Source organism: Marivita sp., assembly GCF_020055635.1.
GTDB lineage: Bacteria > Pseudomonadota > Alphaproteobacteria > Rhodobacterales > Rhodobacteraceae > Marivita.
On the sequence record NZ_JAIPUT010000002.1, the window covers coordinates 139,455 to 157,369 of the forward strand.

At 61.1% G+C, this 17,915-nt stretch carries 15 protein-coding genes; 10 read left to right on the forward strand and 5 right to left on the reverse strand.

Annotated elements, in window-relative coordinates:
• Positions 1-159: 159 nt before the first annotated feature.
• The 8 genes from sucC (at position 160) to LCF60_RS01980 (ending at position 10,066) form a co-directional block, all read left to right on the forward strand.
• Positions 160-1,353, forward strand: coding sequence for an ADP-forming succinate--CoA ligase subunit beta (gene sucC / locus LCF60_RS01945; RefSeq protein ID WP_292289325.1), 1,194 nt, complete (start codon positions 160-162; stop codon positions 1,351-1,353).
• A 4-nt stretch (positions 1,354-1,357) separates the two neighbouring features.
• Positions 1,358-2,242 carry a succinate--CoA ligase subunit alpha gene (sucD, locus tag LCF60_RS01950; protein WP_292289326.1) on the forward strand — a complete coding sequence of 295 codons (885 nt, stop codon included), beginning with the start codon at positions 1,358-1,360 and terminating at the stop codon, positions 2,240-2,242.
• Positions 2,242-2,694, forward strand: coding sequence for a DUF805 domain-containing protein (locus LCF60_RS01955; protein WP_292289327.1), 453 nt, complete (start codon positions 2,242-2,244; stop codon positions 2,692-2,694). The genes sucD and LCF60_RS01955 overlap by 1 nt, the downstream gene beginning before the upstream one ends.
• Positions 2,691-5,657 carry a 2-oxoglutarate dehydrogenase E1 component gene (locus LCF60_RS01960; protein ID WP_292289328.1) on the forward strand — a complete coding sequence of 989 codons (2,967 nt, stop codon included), beginning with the start codon at positions 2,691-2,693 and terminating at the stop codon, positions 5,655-5,657. The genes LCF60_RS01955 and LCF60_RS01960 overlap by 4 nt, the downstream gene beginning before the upstream one ends.
• Positions 5,658-5,660: 3 nt before the next feature.
• Positions 5,661-7,196 (forward strand): 2-oxoglutarate dehydrogenase complex dihydrolipoyllysine-residue succinyltransferase, encoded by a 1,536-nt coding sequence (gene odhB / locus LCF60_RS01965; RefSeq protein WP_292289329.1) that lies wholly within the window; start codon positions 5,661-5,663, stop codon positions 7,194-7,196.
• 72 nt (positions 7,197-7,268) lie between these two features.
• Positions 7,269-7,658, forward strand: coding sequence for an MAPEG family protein (locus LCF60_RS01970; RefSeq protein ID WP_292289389.1), 390 nt, complete (start codon positions 7,269-7,271; stop codon positions 7,656-7,658).
• 89 nt (positions 7,659-7,747) lie between these two features.
• Entirely contained in the window at positions 7,748-9,136 is a 1,389-nt protein-coding gene (lpdA, locus tag LCF60_RS01975) for a dihydrolipoyl dehydrogenase (RefSeq protein ID WP_292289330.1), read from the forward strand.
• Between the two features lie 84 nt (positions 9,137-9,220).
• Complete coding sequence (locus LCF60_RS01980; RefSeq protein WP_292289331.1) at positions 9,221-10,066, forward strand: DUF1989 domain-containing protein; 846 nt, start codon at positions 9,221-9,223, stop codon at positions 10,064-10,066.
• On the opposite strand, the gene LCF60_RS01985 is transcribed toward LCF60_RS01980, so the two are convergent.
• The 5 genes from LCF60_RS01985 to LCF60_RS02005 all read right to left on the reverse strand — a co-directional run bounded on the left by LCF60_RS01985 (position 10,063) and on the right by LCF60_RS02005 (position 14,502).
• Positions 10,063-10,641 carry a hypothetical protein gene (locus LCF60_RS01985; protein ID WP_292289332.1) on the reverse strand — a complete coding sequence of 193 codons (579 nt, stop codon included), beginning with the start codon at positions 10,639-10,641 and terminating at the stop codon, positions 10,063-10,065. The genes LCF60_RS01980 and LCF60_RS01985 overlap by 4 nt on opposite strands.
• Positions 10,642-10,833: 192 nt before the next feature.
• Complete coding sequence (gene deoD / locus LCF60_RS01990; protein WP_292289333.1) at positions 10,834-11,538, reverse strand: purine-nucleoside phosphorylase; 705 nt, start codon at positions 11,536-11,538, stop codon at positions 10,834-10,836.
• Position 11,539: 1 nt separating this feature from the next.
• On the reverse strand, positions 11,540-11,860 hold the full coding sequence (locus tag LCF60_RS01995) for an H-NS histone family protein (RefSeq protein ID WP_292289334.1): 321 nt from the start codon (positions 11,858-11,860) through the stop codon (positions 11,540-11,542).
• Between the two features lie 110 nt (positions 11,861-11,970).
• Positions 11,971-12,450, reverse strand: a complete 480-nt coding sequence (locus tag LCF60_RS02000; protein ID WP_292289335.1) for a hypothetical protein — start codon at positions 12,448-12,450, stop codon at positions 11,971-11,973.
• A 75-nt stretch (positions 12,451-12,525) separates the two neighbouring features.
• Positions 12,526-14,502 carry a protein meaA gene (locus LCF60_RS02005; protein ID WP_292289336.1) on the reverse strand — a complete coding sequence of 659 codons (1,977 nt, stop codon included), beginning with the start codon at positions 14,500-14,502 and terminating at the stop codon, positions 12,526-12,528.
• A 273-nt stretch (positions 14,503-14,775) separates the two neighbouring features.
• On the opposite strand from LCF60_RS02005, the gene LCF60_RS02010 reads away from it, so the two are divergent.
• A complete protein-coding gene (locus tag LCF60_RS02010) occupies positions 14,776-16,119 on the forward strand; it encodes a 1-acyl-sn-glycerol-3-phosphate acyltransferase (RefSeq protein WP_292289337.1) in 1,344 nt (447 codons plus the stop codon).
• A 163-nt stretch (positions 16,120-16,282) separates the two neighbouring features.
• Complete coding sequence (ccrA, locus tag LCF60_RS02015) at positions 16,283-17,569, forward strand: crotonyl-CoA carboxylase/reductase (protein ID WP_292289338.1); 1,287 nt, start codon at positions 16,283-16,285, stop codon at positions 17,567-17,569.
• Positions 17,570-17,915 lie beyond the last annotated feature (346 nt).

The following is a 17,915-nucleotide window of genomic DNA, read 5'->3' on the forward strand; positions in this document are numbered from 1 at the left end:
CTCAAGTGCGATAGTTTGTGATCACACGATTTTTGAGTGTGATCACAAATGTCGCTTTTTCCGCCCGAAAGGCCCGGTGCGGCAAAAAAACCATTAAGTATTCGTACACCTGCCTCTTATATCGGCCAAAATCGCAGCAATAGACGGGACAGTTGACCGATGAACATCCACGAGTATCAGGCGAAAGCTCTGCTACGCAGCTACGGCGCCCCGGTGTCGGACGGCCGCGTGGTTCTCAAGGCTGAAGAGGCCAAGACCAAGGCAGGCGAAATGGACGGCCCGCTCTGGGTGGTCAAGGCGCAGATCCACGCGGGTGGTCGCGGCAAGGGCAAGTTCAAGGAAGAGTCGGCCGGTGAGGCCGGCGGTGTCCGCCTTGCCAAGTCGGTCGAGGAAGCGGCTGAAGAAGCCAAGAAGATGCTGGGCCGCACTCTGGTGACCAAGCAGACAGGCGAGGCGGGCAAGCAGGTCAACCGCATCTATATCGAGGACGGATCGGGCATCGAGACCGAGATGTACCTTGCCCTTCTCGTGGACCGTCAGACATCCCGCGTGTCTTTCGTGGCCTCCACCGAAGGCGGCATGGACATCGAGGAAGTCGCCGAGAACACGCCCGACAAGATCCTGAGCTTCTCTGTCGATCCGGCCACCGGCTACCAGCCGTTTCACGGTCGTCGCATCGCCTTCAACCTCGGCCTCGAAGGCAAGCAGGTGAAGCAATGCGTTGCGCTGATGGGCACACTTTACAAGATGTTCGTCGAGAACGACATGGAGATGCTCGAGATCAACCCGCTGATCGTCACCGACGCAGGCGATCTGAAATGCCTCGACGCCAAGATGAGCTTTGACGGCAACGCCATGTATCGCCATGCGGATATCGCCGAGCTGCGCGACACCACCGAGGAAGATTCCAAGGAGCTCGAGGCGTCCAAGTACGACCTCAACTACATCGCCCTGGACGGTGAGATCGGCTGCATGGTGAACGGTGCGGGCCTTGCCATGGCGACGATGGACATCATCAAGCTCTATGGCGCCGAGCCTGCCAACTTCCTCGACGTGGGCGGCGGTGCGACCAAGGAAAAGGTCACCGAGGCGTTCAAGATCATCACCTCGGACCCGCAGGTCAAAGGCATTCTGGTCAACATCTTCGGCGGCATCATGCGCTGCGACGTGATCGCGGAAGGCGTGATCGCCGCGGTCAAGGAGGTCGGACTCAAGGTGCCGCTGGTGGTGCGTCTGGAAGGCACAAATGTCGAGAAGGGCAAGGAGATCATCCAGAACTCCGGCCTCGACGTGATCGCCGCCGACGACCTCAAGGACGGCGCCCAGAAAATCGTAAAAGCAGTGAAGGGCTAAGCAGATGGCCGTACTTATCGACGAAAACACCAAAGTCATCTGCCAGGGCCTCACCGGCTCGCAGGGAACGTTTCACACCGAACAGGCCATCGCCTATGGCACCAAGATGGTCGGCGGCGTGACGCCGGGCAAGGGCGGGATGACGCATCTCGACCTGCCGGTCTTCAACTCGGTCCACGAGGCCAAGCATGTGACCGGCGCCAACGCCTCGGTGATCTATGTGCCGCCGCCCTTTGCCGCGGATTCGATCCTCGAGGCGATCGATGCGGAGATGGACGTGATCTGCTGCATCACCGAAGGCATCCCGGTGATGGACATGATGAAGGTCAAGCGCGCGCTCGAGACCTCGAATTCGATCCTGATTGGTCCGAACTGTCCCGGTGTCATCACGCCGGACGCCTGCAAGATCGGCATCATGCCCGGGCACATCCACAAGCGTGGCACCGTCGGCGTCGTGTCCCGTTCGGGCACGCTCACCTACGAGGCGGTCAAGCAGACCACGGATGTGGGCCTCGGCCAGTCCACCTGCGTCGGCATCGGTGGTGACCCGATCAAGGGCACCGAGCATATCGACGTGCTGGAATGGTTCCTTGCCGATGACGAGACCGAGAGCATCATCATGATCGGCGAGATCGGTGGATCGGCCGAGGAAGAAGCGGCGCAGTTCCTGGCAGATGAAAAGAAGCGCGGTCGCTGGAAGCCCACCGCCGGTTTCATCGCGGGCCGCACAGCGCCTCCGGGCCGTCGCATGGGCCATGCCGGTGCCATCGTCGCCGGTGGCAAGGGCGGTGCCGACGACAAGATCGAAGCGATGAAGTCCGCGGGCATCGTCGTCGCCGAAAGCCCGGCACAGCTTGGCGAAGCGGTGCTTGAAGCGATCGGCAAGTAATGGACGCGGTTGCCCACATCAAGGCGGGCTATCGCAACTATGCCCGGTTCTCCGGTCGCACCTCGCGGCCGGAGTATTGGGTTTTTGCGGGCTTTCTTTTCGTGGGCCAGATTCTGAGCTTCGTGATCGCACCCCTCGTCGCGGGCGCGTTCCTGCTGCTGTCCGGCATGCCCGGTTTCGCGGCAGCGGCGCGCCGGTTGCACGATGCCGGGCGTTCTGCCTGGTGGCTGGTGCTGCCCCTTCTGGTCACGCCCGCCTGGCTTCTGATCTGGATCGCATCGGCCGCCTCCGCGATGGCGGTCCGCGACGACCTGCTTGACGATTCCATCTATTTCATGTCCGCCAGTGTGGTCATGCTGGCGGTTGTTTGCGTGATGCTCATCTGGCTCACCGCCCCGTCCCAACCCGGCCCCAACAGATACGGTCCCAACCCCAATGAGGTGACGTCATGACCGACCAGAGCCCCAACGACCTTTTTCACGCCTCGAGCTTCATGCAGGGGCACAACGCCGCGTATCTCGAACAGATGTACGCACGCTATGCCAATGACCCCAACGCGGTCGACGAGGCGTGGCAGGCGTTTTTCCGGCAACTTGGCGACGACGACATCAGCGTCAAGAAAGAGGCCACCGGCCCGAGCTGGGCGCGCGCCGACTGGCCGCCCCTGCCAAATGACGACCTGACCGCCGCGCTGGACGGGCAATGGCCCGTGGCCCCCGTCGAGGCCAAGGCCGCAGGCGACAAGATCAAGGCCAAGGCGCAGGAAAAAGGCGTCGAGGTCACCGACGACGCCATCCAGCGCGCCGTGCTCGACAGCATCCGCGCCCTGATGATCATCCGCGCCTACCGCATCCGCGGCCACCTTGCCGCCGATCTGGATCCGCTGGGCATGCGCGAGGAAACGCCGCATCCCGAGCTTGATCCGAAATCCTATGGGTTCACCGAAGCCGACATGGATCGCCCGGTTTTCATCGACAACGTCCTGGGCCTTCAGATCGCGTCGATGCGCGAGATCCTCGACATCGTGAAGCGCACCTATTGCGGCACCTTCGCGCTGCAGTACATGCACATTTCCGATCCCGAACAGTCGGCCTGGCTCAAGGAACGGATCGAAGGCTACGGCAAGGAAGTCGCGTTCACCCGCGAAGGCCGCAAGGCGATCCTGAACAAGATGGTCGAGGCCGAGGGCTTCGAGAAGTTCCTGCATGTCAAGTACATGGGCACCAAGCGGTTCGGTCTTGATGGCGGCGAAAGCCTGATCCCCGCGATGGAGCAGATCATCAAGCGCGGTGGCAACCTGGGTGTGAAAGAGGTTGTCATCGGGATGCCGCACCGGGGTCGTCTTTCGGTTCTGGCCAACGTGATGCAGAAGCCGTACCGCGCGATCTTCAACGAATTCCAGGGCGGCAGCTTCAAGCCCGAGGATGTCGATGGATCGGGCGACGTGAAGTATCACCTTGGCGCCAGTTCGGACCGCGAATTCGACAACAACACCGTGCACCTGTCGCTGACTGCCAACCCGTCGCATCTCGAGGCGGTGAACCCGGTGGTTCTGGGCAAGGTCCGCGCCAAGCAGGACCAGATGGGCGACAGCGAACGCCGCCAGGTCATGCCGATCCTGCTGCATGGCGACGCGGCCTTCGCCGGTCAGGGCGTCGTGGCGGAATGTTTCGCCCTGTCGGGTCTGCGCGGTCATCGCACCGGCGGCACGATCCATATCGTCGTGAACAACCAGATCGGCTTTACGACCGCGCCGCATTTCTCGCGCTCGTCGCCCTACCCGACGGACAACGCGCTGGTGGTCGAAGCGCCGATCTTTCACGTCAACGGCGACGATCCCGAAGCGGTGGTCCATGCCGCCAAGGTTGCGACCGAGTTCCGCCAGAAGTTCGGCAAGGACGTGGTCATCGACATGTTCTGCTATCGCCGCTTCGGTCACAACGAGGGGGATGAACCGATGTTCACCAACCCGTTGATGTACAAGAAGATCAAGCAGCAGAAGACGACCCTGTCGATCTATACCGAACGGCTGGTCAAGGATGGGCTGATTCCCGAGGGCGAGATCGAGGACATGAAGGCGGCCTTCCAGTCGCATCTCAACGAGGAGTTCGAGAGCGGCAAGACCTACAAGCCCAACAAGGCCGATTGGCTTGACGGGCGCTGGAGCCATCTCGACCGTCAGGACAAGGACGATTACCAACGCGGCCAGACCGCGATCAAACCCGAGACCCTGAAGCAGGTGGGCGAGGCGCTCACCCGGATGCCGGACGGCTTTCCGCTGCACAAGACCATCGGGCGGCTTCTGGACAGCCGCAAGGAGATGTTCGACAGTGGCGCCGGGTACGACTGGGCGACCGCCGAGGCCATCGCGTTCGGATCGCTTCTGACTGAAGGCTATCCGGTGCGCCTTGCCGGACAGGATTCCACCCGCGGTACGTTCAGCCAGCGTCATTCGGGCCTGATCAACCAGGACACCGAGGAACGCTATTATCCGCTCAACCATATCCGCGACGGGCAGGCCCGGTTCGAAGTGATCGATTCCGCCTTGTCGGAATACGCGGTGCTCGGGTTCGAATATGGCTACTCCCTGGCCGAACCGAACGCGCTGACGCTCTGGGAGGCGCAGTTCGGCGACTTCGCAAACGGCGCTCAGATCATGTTCGACCAGTTCATCAGCTCGGGCGAAAGCAAGTGGCTGCGCATGTCGGGTCTTGTCTGCCTGTTGCCGCACGGGTTCGAAGGGCAGGGGCCGGAACATTCCTCCGCCCGGCTTGAACGGTTCCTGCAGCAATGCGGTCAGGACAACTGGATCGTCGCCAATTGCACCACACCGGCCAACTATTTCCACATCCTGCGTCGCCAGCTGCACCGGTCGTTCCGCAAGCCGCTCATCCTGATGACGCCGAAATCGCTGCTGCGGCACAAGCTGGCAGTGTCGAAGGCCGAGGAGTTCACAACCGGCTCAAGCTTCCACCGGGTGCTGTGGGATGATGCGCAATACGGACTTTCCGACACCCAGCTTGTCGGCGACGACAAGATCAAGCGCGTGGTCATGTGTTCCGGCAAGGTCTATTACGACCTGCTGGAAGAACGCGATGCGCGCGGGATCGACGACATCTACATCCTGCGGTTCGAACAGTTCTATCCGTTCCCGGCGATTTCGGCCGTGAAGGAACTGGAACGTTTCCCGAATGCCGAGATGATCTGGTGCCAGGAAGAGCCCAAGAACCAGGGTGGTTGGACGTTCATGGAACCGAACCTCGAATGGGTTCTGGGGCGGATCAACGCAAAGTACCCGCGCCCGCGCTACGTGGGCCGCGCCACATCGGCCTCGCCCGCGACGGGTCTGGCCAGCCAACACAAAGCACAGCAAGCCGCGCTCGTGAACGATGCGCTGACGATCGAAGGGAACTGAAGAATGACCACCGAAGTGCGAGTGCCCACCCTGGGCGAGTCCGTGACAGAGGCCACGGTTGCCACATGGTTCAAGAAGCCGGGCGACAGCGTGGCCGTGGACGAGATGCTGTGCGAGCTGGAAACCGACAAGGTGACGGTGGAAGTACCGGCGCCCGCGTCCGGCAAGCTGGCGGATATCGTGGCCAACGAAGGCGATACCGTCGGCGTCGATGCGCTTTTGGCGAATATCGCCGAAGCCGGCGATGCCGGCGCGACCGTGCCGGAAAAACGCCCGTCGGAAGAGGCCAAGCCGGCCCCGGCCCCGGCATCGGATGACAGCGGTTCCACGATCGACGTGATGGTGCCGACCCTTGGGGAATCGGTATCCGAAGCCACCGTGTCGACCTGGTTCAAGAAGGTCGGAGACACGGTCGCCCAGGACGAGATGCTGTGCGAGCTGGAAACCGACAAGGTGTCCGTCGAGGTGCCCGCGCCCAGTGCCGGTACGCTGACCGAAATCCTGGCCGACGAAGGCAGCACCGTGGAAGCCGGCGGCAAGCTTGGCGTGATCGGCGCCGGGGCAGGCGCTGCGGCCTCGGCCACGGCGCAGGAAACCGCACCCGCCCCGGCGGCGCAGCCGTCCTCGACCAGCGGCGGCGATGTCGAAGACGCGCCCTCGGCGAAAAAGGCGATGGCCGAAGCCGGTGTGAGCCGCGATCAGGTCCAGGGGTCGGGCCGCGACGGGCGCGTCATGAAGGAAGACGTGGCCAAGGCGGTTGCTGCCGCCTCCAGCGCGCCCGCCGCCCAGACATCCGCACCTGCCTCTGCGCCGCGTGCGCCGGTCAGCGCCGATGACGCCGCGCGTGAAGAACGGGTCAAGATGACCCGCCTGCGCCAGACCATCGCCCGCCGTCTCAAGGACGCGCAGAACACCGCCGCGATCCTGACCACCTATAACGAGGTGGACATGACCGAAACGATGGCGCTGCGGTCGGAATACAAGGACCTGTTCGAAAAGAAGCACGGCGTGCGCCTTGGCTTCATGTCCTTCTTCACCAAGGCCTGCTGCCATGCGCTGAAAGAGGTGCCAGAGGTCAATGCCGAGATCGACGGCACCGACATCGTCTACAAGAACTTCGTCCACATGGGCGTTGCCGCCGGCACGCCGCAGGGTCTGGTTGTTCCGGTCATCCGCGATGCCGACCAGATGAGCTTTGCCGAGATTGAAAAGGCGATTGCCGAGAAAGGCCGCCGCGCCCGCGATGGCAAGCTGTCGATGGCGGAAATGCAGGGCGGCACCTTCACCATCTCGAACGGCGGCGTCTACGGCTCGCTGATGTCCTCGCCGATCCTGAACCCGCCGCAATCGGGCATCCTGGGCATGCACAAGATCCAGGACCGCCCGATGGTCATCAATGGCGAGATCAAGATCCGCCCGATGATGTATCTCGCGCTCAGCTACGACCACCGCATCGTCGACGGCAAAGGTGCCGTGACCTTCCTCGTCCGCGTCAAGGAAGCGCTCGAGGATCCGCGTCGGTTGTTGATGGATTTGTAAGGACGGTGCGTGCCGGCACGCACCCTACGGACATGTAGGGTGCGTGATCTCACGCACCTTGCCGGAGTGGACATGACCCCCGAACTCACCGCCCTTACCCTTGCCGCGTTGCTCCAGGTGATCCAACTGGCGCTTTATTCCGTTGCCGGTCAAAAGCAGGCCGGAACGAAGGCCGCGCTGAAACCCCGCGACGAGGCGATCGAACTCACCGGCACCGCAGGACGCCTCAAACGCGCCATGGACAACCATTTCGAAGGGCTGATCCTCTTTGGCATCGCGGTGATGGTGATCACCTATTCCGGCCAGAACACCGACAAGACGGCTCTGGCCTGCGGGGTCTATCTGCTGGCTCGCATCCTCTACATTCCGGCCTACGTGTTCGGCTGGGTGCCCTGGCGGTCGCTGATCTGGGCGGTCGGTTTCCTGGCCACGCTCTACCTGCTACTCACTGCCCTGATGTAACTTCTCTGGTTCGAAAATATCCCGGGGGAGCGCCGAAGGCGCGGGGGCAGAGCCCCCAGGGACCCCGGCAATGCAAAGGAAAACACGAAATGGCACAATACGACGTCATCGTCATCGGTTCCGGCCCCGGCGGCTACGTGGCCGCGATCCGCTGCGCGCAGCTTGGCCTCAAGACCGCCTGTGTCGAAGGCCGCGAGACATTGGGCGGGACCTGTCTGAACGTCGGTTGTATCCCATCGAAAGCGCTTCTGCATGCCAGCCACCAGTTGCACGAGGCCGAGCACAATTTTGCCAAGATGGGCCTCAAGGGCAAGAGCCCCTCGGTCGACTGGAACCAGATGCTGGCCTACAAGGATGACGTGATCGGCCAGAACACCAAGGGCATCGAGTTCCTGTTCAAGAAGAACAAGATCGACTGGATCAAGGGCTGGGGGTCGATCCCCGAGGCGGGCCGCGTCAAGGTCGGCGACGACGTGCACGAGGCCAGGAACATCATCGTGGCCTCGGGCTCCGAGGCCAGCAGCCTGCCCGGGGTCGAGATCGACGAGAAGGTGGTCGTGACATCGACCGGCGCGCTCGAGTTGTCGAAGATTCCGAAAAAGATGATCGTGATCGGCGCGGGCGTGATCGGGCTCGAGCTTGGGTCGGTCTACAGCCGCCTGGGCACCGAGGTGCAGGTGATCGAATTCCTCGATGCGATCACACCCGGCATGGATGGCGAGGTGCAGAAAGCGTTCCAGAAGCTGCTTCAAAAGCAGGGCCTTGGCTTTACCATGGGGGCCGCCGTGCAAAAGGTCGACGCCACCAAGACCAAGGCGAAGGTCACCTACAAGCTGCGCAAGGATGACAGCGAACACGTGATGGACGCGGATGTGGTGCTGGTCTCGACCGGGCGTCGCCCCTACACCGATGGTCTGGGCCTCGATGCGCTGGGCATCGAGATGTCGCAGCGCGGCCAGATCAAGACCGACGCGCATTGGCAGACCAATGTCAAAGGCATCTACGCCATCGGCGATTGCATCGATGGGCCGATGCTGGCGCACAAGGCCGAGGACGAGGGCATGGCCTGCGCCGAGGTCATTGCCGGCAAGCATGGCCATGTGAATTACGGCGTCATCCCGGGCGTGATCTACACGCACCCGGAGGTCGCCAATGTCGGCCAGACCGAAGAACAGCTCAAGGAAGCGGGCCGCAATTACAAGGTCGGCAAGTTCAGCTTCATGGGCAATGGGCGTGCCAAGGCGAATTTCGCCGCAGACGGGTTCGTCAAGATCCTTGCCGACAAGGACTCCGACCGCATCCTGGGTGCGCATATCATCGGGCCGATGGCGGGCGATCTCATCCACGAGATTTGTGTCGCGATGGAATTCGGCGCGTCGGCGGAGGATCTGGCGCTGACCTGCCATGCGCACCCGACCTATTCCGAGGCGGTGCGCGAGGCGGCGCTCGCCTGCGGCGATGGTGCAATCCACATGTGAGCGCTGCGGGTCGGGCCGAACTGTCCGACCCGCGCCGGCGTTTCGCGCGGTACTCCTGCCCGTTTGCGGAAAACGGAGATTGCCATGACCAAAGCCCCTGACGATGCCGAGGCCCGCCGCGCGGTTGCCCCGGTCATCTGCTATCCGAATGACAGCCTGCCGGTGCCCGATCTTGCTCTTTATGCAAAGGCTCTGGCAGGGGCCGACATGGTGGACGTGGCCATCGCGGAACCGCGTGAGGCCTGTACGTTTCGGGTGCCTGCGGGGGCGTTCTTTCGGATCGTCAGCACCGAGGGGCCGCAGGTCGGAGACCTGAACCTGTGGAACGCGCATGATCTGTCCGAGCGGTTCTACTCGGGCAAGACCCGCGCGCTGCATGGGACGCATGTGACAACCGGAGAACGCCTCTGGTCTTCTTTCCCGACGCTGCGTCCGATGGCGACCATCGTCGAGGACAGTTTGGGCTGGTACGGGATCGACGCGTTCGGCGGGTCTGTGCATGACGTGATCGGCACGCGCTGCGATCCCTATACGGGCAACCTGCTGTCGGGGGTGCAGTACCATCATTGCTGTCATTCGAACCTGACGCGGGCCTTGGCGGCGGCCACCGGCCTGTCGCTGACCGAGGCGGAGCGCCATGTGCATGATGTGCTCAACGTGTTCATGTGCACCGGGTTCACGCGCGACACGGGGCAGTATTTCATGAAGGCCAGCCCGGTGCGGCCTGGAGACCATCTGACCTTCTTTGCCGAGATCGACCTGTTGGGAGCCCTGTCGGCCTGTCCGGGTGGGGATTGTTCGGCAGAGCATACCAGTGATCTGGCGGCCTGCTATCCGTTGCGGGTGGAGGTGTTGCAGCCCGCGGCGGGTGCGCTGGAGGGGTGGGTCGCCCCGCGTGTCAATGGCTATGATCGCAGCCACGGCGCTTAGTCCGACGGCGTGGCCTTGTCGTGGGGATGTGTGGCGAGGATTGTCCAGTACATCAGGTAATGCAGGGCTATGGGGCCGAGTGTGATGGCAATGATCCAGTCGAACGGTGTGCCGTATCTTGCGGTGATCTCGTTCAGCAGGATCAGCGCGACAAGCCGGGTGATATTCCAGTTCGCGGCATTCTGTTTCCCGTCGTCCCAGTCGCGGGCGAACCAGCCGATCTTGTCGCCATCGCCGAACATGTAGAAGACCACGGCGAACATCGCCAGGTAGATGCCGATGCCAAGGCTCAGGGCGGCCTGTGCCGCCGCCAGAGAGGGCAGGGCCATCACCCCGGCATAGGCGGCCAGGCAGATCAGGACCAGTTTGCCCCCGGCATTCGCGATTCCGATGCGTTCGTAGGTATGAAGCGACTCGGGCAGCTTGACCGCGATGACCGCCACGTGGCCGAAGAGCGCGCACATGACCGGCAGAACCAGCCCGAACTGCGCCAGCGTTTCTTGGTGATGGGCCGTTATCGTGAACAGCGAGAGGGTGATGACGCTGAACAGGAAAAGCATGCGTGGAATTGGCACGCGGCTTGTCAGCAGGACATATATGTCGATTACCCAATGTGGCATACGACAGGCGTCGCAGAGAAATGTGGCGCAAATGCGGAAATCTTTGGGCGGCCGACGCACAATTGGGAAAAGTCCGATCGACAATCGGTCAGGTCGGTGCGGAAAAAAGGCAGAACAGGTCTGCCTTGTTTTCATTTCGTCCGGAGCTCAGGGAAACGCCGCCGTCAGGGCGATCTCGACCATATCGCCAAAGCTGCGTTCCCGGTCTTCGGGTGGCAGCGCTTCACCGGTCGCGAGGTGATCCGACACTGTCAGTATTGCCAGGGCGCGAACGGAGTGGCGTGCGGCGAGATTGTAAAGTTCCGCTGCCTCCATTTCGACCCCGAGTATCCCGTGGCGTGTCATCTGTTCGTTCAAATCCGGGCGTTCATCGTAGAAAACATCGGACGAATATATGCCGCCAACATGGAACTTTGTCGCTTTCGCCTCGGCAGCGATTGCGGCTGCGCGAAGCAGTCCCCAATCGGCGCAGGGTGCGAAATTCAATTCCCTGAAGATACCGCTGGAGGGGGTCGACAGGCTGCTGGCCGTCATTGCGAGGATCAGATCGCGGATTCCCACATGCGGTTGCATTCCGCCGCATGAGCCGATCCGGATCAGCGTTTTCGCGCCGTACTCCCGGATCAGTTCATTGGCATAGATCGACAGTGACGGCATGCCCATTCCGGAGCCTTGAATGGTCACTCGATTGCCGTTCCACGTTCCGGTGAAACCAAGCATTCCGCGGACCTGGTTCACACATGCCACGTCTTTCAGAAACGTTTCCGCCGCCCATTTCGCGCGATAGGGATCGCCGGGAAGCAGAACAGTTTCGGCAATCTCGCCGGGTTGGGCTCCGATATGGATGGTCATGTCAGATCTTCAGGTCTTCCATGGTCTTTCCCGAAGCCAATGCCTCGATCACCCAGTTCGGCTTGCGGCCTTTTCCGGTCCAAGTCTGGTCCGGGCTTTCCGGATTCTGGTATTGGGCAACGCCCTTGGAGCCTTTCTTGCCCTTTGCGGGCGCGCTTCCAAGCAGTTCGTCGAGCGAGAAACCATACTCTTTCGCGGCGGATTCGGCTGCTTTCTTGGCCTGCGTAAGGCGCCGCGTTTCTATGGTTTTCAGCGCTTTTTCCGCTTCCCTGATCAGCTTTTTCAGCTCTTCTTTGGACATGTTGTTCAGGTCGACGCTCATGAATCTCTCCAGATGCTTTTTGAGGGGTGGCTCTGCAATACTCTTATTGAAAGCGAAGTCAATTCACCAAAGTGGTTTACAAATCGAGATCGAATTGACGCTTATTCGCGTCAGTTCTGCGCCATTGATTGCATCATGGCGGCCATGAAACCCGATTCTTCCAAGCGTTTCAGCAGGAGTGCCGTGGTGCCGCAATCTTCATTCACGGACATCGAATAGGCTTCGGAAACGCCGTCAGGTAGGAAATTCGCATTTTGATCCATGTCGTCGATGTCCATTTCCGCCATTTTCGGAATAAAGACTTCCATATCGTCCAGCATCTGGTCGACAGCGGATTTGCTCGAAGCGTCGACGAAGCGTTCGAGCATACATGCGCCCGCCTCTCGGTATTCTGCGTCCCAGTCCATATCGGGAAGCGCCGCGCGCAACGGGTCGGGGTTTCCGCCTTCCTTTTCGACCATCCTGACCATCGCGTCGAGAGTCGCGGACATCATGCGTTCGGACACGCTTTCGAGGCGGTCAAGCTGGGTTTCCGCAAGGACTGCGCCGGGCAGCATGGCGAAAAGTGCGGCGGCCAAAACCTGTTTCATGCAATCTCCTGATAAAAAACGGGTATGGCTTGCACCATACCCGCTGCGGTCAGGGTCTGAAAGACGGTCGGCCGGTTATTCGGCTGCCACTGCCTTTGGATCGGCAAGGGTGACGATATCCATCATGATCGTATTCAATTCGAAATCCTTGGGCGTGTAGACTTTCGCCACGCCCATCGAGCGCAGGCGCTTTGCATCTTCGTCGGGAATGATTCCGCCGACGATGACCGGGATATGACCAAGCCCGGCATCACGCATCCTGGTCATCATGTCTTCGACCAGGGGAATATGGCTGCCCGACAGGATCGACAGGCCGACGACATGAACCTCGTTCTCCTGCGCCGCAGCGACGATCTGATCCGGGGTGAGGCGGATGCCTTCGTAGTCGATCTCCATGCCGCAATCGCGGGCGCGGAAGGCGATCTGTTCTGCGCCGTTGGAATGACCGTCAAGGCCGGGCTTGCCGACAAGGAACTTGAGTCGGCGGCCGAGCTTGTCGCTGACGGCGTTGACCGCTTCGCGGATGTCGTCCAGCCCTTCGGTCTTGTTGGACACGGATTTCGACACGCCGGTCGGGCCACGGTATTCGCCGTAGACGGCGCGCATTTCGCCGGCCCATTCACCGGTGGTGACGCCGGCCTTGGCGCAGGCGATCGAGGCGGGCATGATGTTTGCGCCGTCTTTGGCCGCCGTACGCAGGTCGTCCAAGGCTTTTTGTGCCGCGTCGTTGTCACGCTCTGCGCGCCACGCGTTCAGGCGGTCGATCTGCTCCTGCTCGACCGCAGGATCGACCGTCATGATGCCGCCGTCTTCGCTCTGGAGCGGGGAGGGTTCGCCTTCGATCCATTTGTTCACGCCGACGACGATGGTTTCGTTGCGTTCGATCCTGTTCAGGCGGTCGGCGTTTGAATCAACCAGACGGCCCTTCATGTAGTCGATGGCACCGATGGCGCCGCCCATTGAATCGAGGTTCGCAAGTTCGGCGCGGGCACCTTGCTTGAGTTGTTCGACCTTGGCATCGACGGCGGGGTTGCCCTCGAAGAGGTCATCGAATTCCAGAAGGTCGGTTTCATAGGCGAGGATCTGTTGCATCCGCATCGACCATTGCTGATCCCACGGGCGGGGCAGGCCGAGCGCTTCGTTCCAGGCAGGAAGCTGCACGGCGCGGGCGCGGGCTTTTTTCGACAGCGTGACGGCCAGCATCTCGATCAGGATGCGGTAGACGTTGTTTTCCGGCTGCTGTTCGGTCAGGCCAAGGGAATTGACCTGCACGCCATAGCGGAAACGGCGGAATTTGGGATCGGTGACGCCGTATCGGGTTTCGAGGATTTCATCCCACAGATCAACAAAGGCGCGCATCTTGCACATCTCGGTGACGAACCGGATGCCGGCGTTGACGAAGAAACTGATCCGACCGCAGAGCGCCGGGAAGTCTGCGTCGGGAACACGGGGTTTGAGTTCATCCAGAACGGCGACGGCGGTGGCCAGCGCGAATGAGAGTTCCTGTTCGGGCGTCGCGCCCGCCTCTTGCAGATGGTAGGAACAGACGTTCATCGGGTTCCACTTGGGAATATGCGTGTAGCAATATTCCGCCACGTCCCCGATCATCTTGAGCGACGGTTTCGGCGGGCAGATATAGGTGCCGCGCGACAGGTATTCCTTGATCAGATCGTTCTGCACGGTGCCTTGAAGTTGTGACACGTCCGCGCCCTGTTCCTCGGCCACGGCGACATAAAGCGCCAGCAGCCACGGCGCGGTCGCGTTGATCGTCATGGAGGTGTTCATCTGATCGAGCGGGATCTGATCGAACAAGGTCCGCATGTCGCCCAGATGGCTGACCGGAACGCCCACCTTGCCGACCTCGCCGCGCGCCAGGACATGATCGCTATCATAGCCGGTCTGCGTGGGCAGGTCGAAGGCGACCGACAGGCCGGTCTGGCCCTTGGACAGGTTCGACCGGTAGAGCGCGTTCGAGGCCTGCGCGGTGGAGTGGCCCGCATAGGTGCGGATGAGCCAGGGTTTGTCACGGGTCGGTGTCTGTGCGTCGGTCATGTCGGCTCCGTCAACGGCGAGATTCGCCCGGTAATCTTGTTGCGTTTCGCGATGCATACGTGAAATTTTGTGTCGCTGTCAATTCGCCGCACTGCGGCGTCCCGATTTTTTCTGCGTAACAGCATATCCCATGCCCGTGGCATTGGAATAGGCAAAGCGATGCCGCACAGAAGGTTACAGAGGGCGACCGGTGTCGTGATTTTCATGTGTCTGTCGCGTTGTTGCGCGCCATAAGTTGTTTACCAAGCGCAGCTTCGTTGCGAGAGTGCAGGAATGACCTCGCAGGTGACATTACCTTTATGGGCCTTTGTCCTGATCCTGACCTTTGCGGCAGTGACCTTTGCATCCCATTTCCTGTTTCCTTCGGTTCGCTGGTTCTTTCGTCGCCGGATGGAGCGCGCGGTCAGGCGGTTGAACAAACGCCTGGAGCGACCGATCCAGCCGTTCAAGCTCTTGCGCCGACAGGACATGATCCAGCGGCTTGTCTATGATCCCGAGGTGACGCAGGCGATCGTCGAGCATGCAAAGGCCGAGGGCGTGCGCGAGGACGTGGCCTTTGAACGCGCGCGTCGCTATGCAAAAGAGATCGTCCCGTCCTTTTCGGCCTGGGCCTATTTCGGGTTTGCGATCCGCGCGGCAAAGCTGTTGAGCACATCTCTTTACCGGGTGCGGATGGTGCATCACGACACAGGGCTGGCCGATGTCGATCCCGAGGCGACCGTGGTGTTCGTGATGAACCACCGGTCGAACATGGATTATGTGCTGGTCACCTACCTCGCGGCGGACCGGTCGGCGCTGTCTTACGCGGTCGGGGAATGGGCGCATGTCTGGCCGCTGTCACGTCTGATCCGGGCGATGGGCGCCTATTTCATCCGCCGCAAGTCGCGGAATGACCTGTATCGCAAGGTTCTGGGCAAATACGTGCAACAGGCGACGGCGGCCGGGGTCACGCAAGCGGTCTTTCCGGAAGGCGGGCTGAGCCTTGACGGGGGGCTTTCTCTGCCGAAGGTCGGCATCCTGAAATACATCCTCGAAGGCGCGGCCTCGGCCGAGCGGGACGTGGTGTTCGTGCCCGTGGCGCTGAATTATGACCGCGTGCTTGAGGATACGATCCTGTGTCGGGCGCATGACACCGGGACGCGTCGGTTCGGCGCCCGGATCAGCGTCGTGTTCCGCGCCATCCTGCGGCAGGTCTGGTTGCGCGTGACAGGCCGCTTTCACCGCTTCGGCTATGCGGCGGTCAGTTTTGGCGAGCCGCTGCTTCTGAGTGACATCGGGAGCGCGCCGCACAAGCCCGAGGCGTTGTCCCGGCTCATCATGACCCGCATCGCGGATGCGGTTCCGGTTCTGCCGGTGCCTCTGGTGGCGGCGCTGTTGTTGCGCGACGGACCGATGACCCGAGACACTCTCGAAGTGGCATTCGCGAAATCGTTGAAGGCGCTCGAAAGCGGCAGGTTGCATCTGCCGCGCAACAACCGCGATTACGCCGTGGAATTCGGGCTGCGGAACTTGCAGGAGCGCGGGATCGTCGAAACGGATCGGGACATGCTGACCATCCCTGCCCACAAGGCCGGGCTTGCCCGGTTCTATGCCAATTCGATCCGCCATCTGCTGTAGGGGATTCCGCGGGTGCGAAAGGATTTTCTGCAATCGCTCGGTCATAAAGTTACAAAAAATACCTGAATCTTGTTGCATAATTTCAAGCGCGCCCATATTTCAACCCTAGAAGCCGCGATTCTGCATTGCGGCACGAACCAGAGATGACGCTTAGGAGGCCCCGATGGCACTGGATCAGCACACCGGCATCGCCGCGTATGATGCGCCTGAAAAAGACTTGTACGAAATCGGCGAAATGCCCCCTCTCGGCTATGTGCCCAAGCAGATGTATTCATGGGCCATTCGTCGCGAACGTCACGGCGAACCGGAACAGTCTTTCGAGGTCGAAGTCGTCGATACATGGGATATCGACAGTCACGAGGTGCTGGTTCTCGTGATGGCGGCGGGTGTGAACTATAATGGCGTCTGGGCCGGTCTTGGACAGCCGATCAGCCCGTTCGATGGCCACAAGGCCGATTACCATATTGCCGGGTCCGATGCGTCGGGCATCGTCTGGAAGGTCGGGGACAAGGTAAAGCGCTGGAAGGTCGGCGACGAGGTTGTCATCCACTGCAACCAGGATGATGGTGACGATGAGGAATGCAACGGCGGCGATCCGATGATGTCTCCGACCCAGCGGATCTGGGGCTACGAGACACCGGATGGCGCGTTTTCGCAGTTCACGCGCGTGCAGGCCCAGCAGTTGATGCCGCGGCCCAAGCACCTGACCTGGGAAGAAAGCGCGTGTTACACGCTGACGCTGGCCACCGCTTACCGGATGCTGTTTGGTCATGCACCGCACGAGCTGAAGCCGGGTCAGAACGTGCTGGTCTGGGGCGCGTCTGGCGGTCTGGGGTCGTATGCCATCCAGCTGGCCAATACGGCGGGTGCCAATGCGATCGGTGTCATTTCGGACGAGGACAAGCGCGATTTCGTCATGTCGATGGGCGCCAAGGGCGTCATCAACCGCAAGGATTTCAAGTGTTGGGGTCAGTTGCCCACGGTGAACACGCCTGAATACAAGGAATGGTTCACCGAGGCGCGCAAGTTCGGCAAGGCGATCTGGGACATCACCGGCAAAGGCAAGAACGTCGACATGGTGTTCGAACATCCCGGCGAGTCGACGTTCCCGGTGTCGACGCTGGTCTGCAAGAAGGGCGGCATGGTGGTGATCTGTGCGGGCACAACCGGGTTCAACTGTACCTTCGACGTGCGCTACATGTGGATGCACCAGAAGCGCCTTCAGGGCTCGCATTTTGCGCATCTCAAGCAGGCCGCTTCGGCGAACCAGCTGATGGTCGAACGCCGGCTTGATCCGTGCATGTCGGAAGTGTTCCCGTGGGAGGAAATTCCGCAGGCGCATACCAAGATGCTGCGCAACGAACACAAGCCGGGAAACATGGCGGTTCTGGTGCAATCGCCGAAAACCGGGCTGCGCACTTTTGAGGATGCGCTGGCGGCCAGATCGTAACGAACTGATTACGTCTTGTTGCTAAGACAGACCCGCGGGCCACTCCGGTTCGCGGGTTTTGCATGTTCAAGGAATCGGTGCAGCCAATTCAATGCCGTAGATTCCGGCGCCTCGCTATATCTGGGGAGTTGGAATCAGGGAATTTCTTTCGAATCTCGCGCATGTTATGGTTGTATTAACGTTTCGTTAACTATCTGGAGGTGACGCTGAAATGGGACATGATTGGATCATAGACGTGTTGACCGACCTCAAGTCGTTTGCGCTAGCGAACGATCTCGATGCGCTGGCTGCCAAATTGGATGATACGCAGTTGGTGGCGCGGGCTGAGCTTGTGTCGCACGGCAAG

Coding starts and splice junctions, on each gene's coding strand:
- LCF60_RS02005 (WP_292289336.1), bottom strand. CDS start 14,502: ATGACCGACGCACAGACACCGACCCGTGACAAACCCTGGCTCATCCGC.
- lpdA (WP_292289330.1), top strand. CDS start 7,748: ATGGCACAATACGACGTCATCGTCATCGGTTCCGGCCCCGGCGGCTAC.
- LCF60_RS01955 (WP_292289327.1), top strand. CDS start 2,242: ATGGACGCGGTTGCCCACATCAAGGCGGGCTATCGCAACTATGCCCGG.
- LCF60_RS01980 (WP_292289331.1), top strand. CDS start 9,221: ATGACCAAAGCCCCTGACGATGCCGAGGCCCGCCGCGCGGTTGCCCCG.
- LCF60_RS01995 (WP_292289334.1), bottom strand. CDS start 11,860: ATGAGCGTCGACCTGAACAACATGTCCAAAGAAGAGCTGAAAAAGCTG.
- sucC (WP_292289325.1), top strand. CDS start 160: ATGAACATCCACGAGTATCAGGCGAAAGCTCTGCTACGCAGCTACGGC.
- deoD (WP_292289333.1), bottom strand. CDS start 11,538: ATGACCATCCATATCGGAGCCCAACCCGGCGAGATTGCCGAAACTGTT.
- odhB (WP_292289329.1), top strand. CDS start 5,661: ATGACCACCGAAGTGCGAGTGCCCACCCTGGGCGAGTCCGTGACAGAG.
- LCF60_RS02000 (WP_292289335.1), bottom strand. CDS start 12,450: ATGAAACAGGTTTTGGCCGCCGCACTTTTCGCCATGCTGCCCGGCGCA.
- LCF60_RS02010 (WP_292289337.1), top strand. CDS start 14,776: ATGACCTCGCAGGTGACATTACCTTTATGGGCCTTTGTCCTGATCCTG.
- sucD (WP_292289326.1), top strand. CDS start 1,358: ATGGCCGTACTTATCGACGAAAACACCAAAGTCATCTGCCAGGGCCTC.
- ccrA (WP_292289338.1), top strand. CDS start 16,283: ATGGCACTGGATCAGCACACCGGCATCGCCGCGTATGATGCGCCTGAA.
- LCF60_RS01970 (WP_292289389.1), top strand. CDS start 7,269: ATGACCCCCGAACTCACCGCCCTTACCCTTGCCGCGTTGCTCCAGGTG.
- LCF60_RS01960 (WP_292289328.1), top strand. CDS start 2,691: ATGACCGACCAGAGCCCCAACGACCTTTTTCACGCCTCGAGCTTCATG.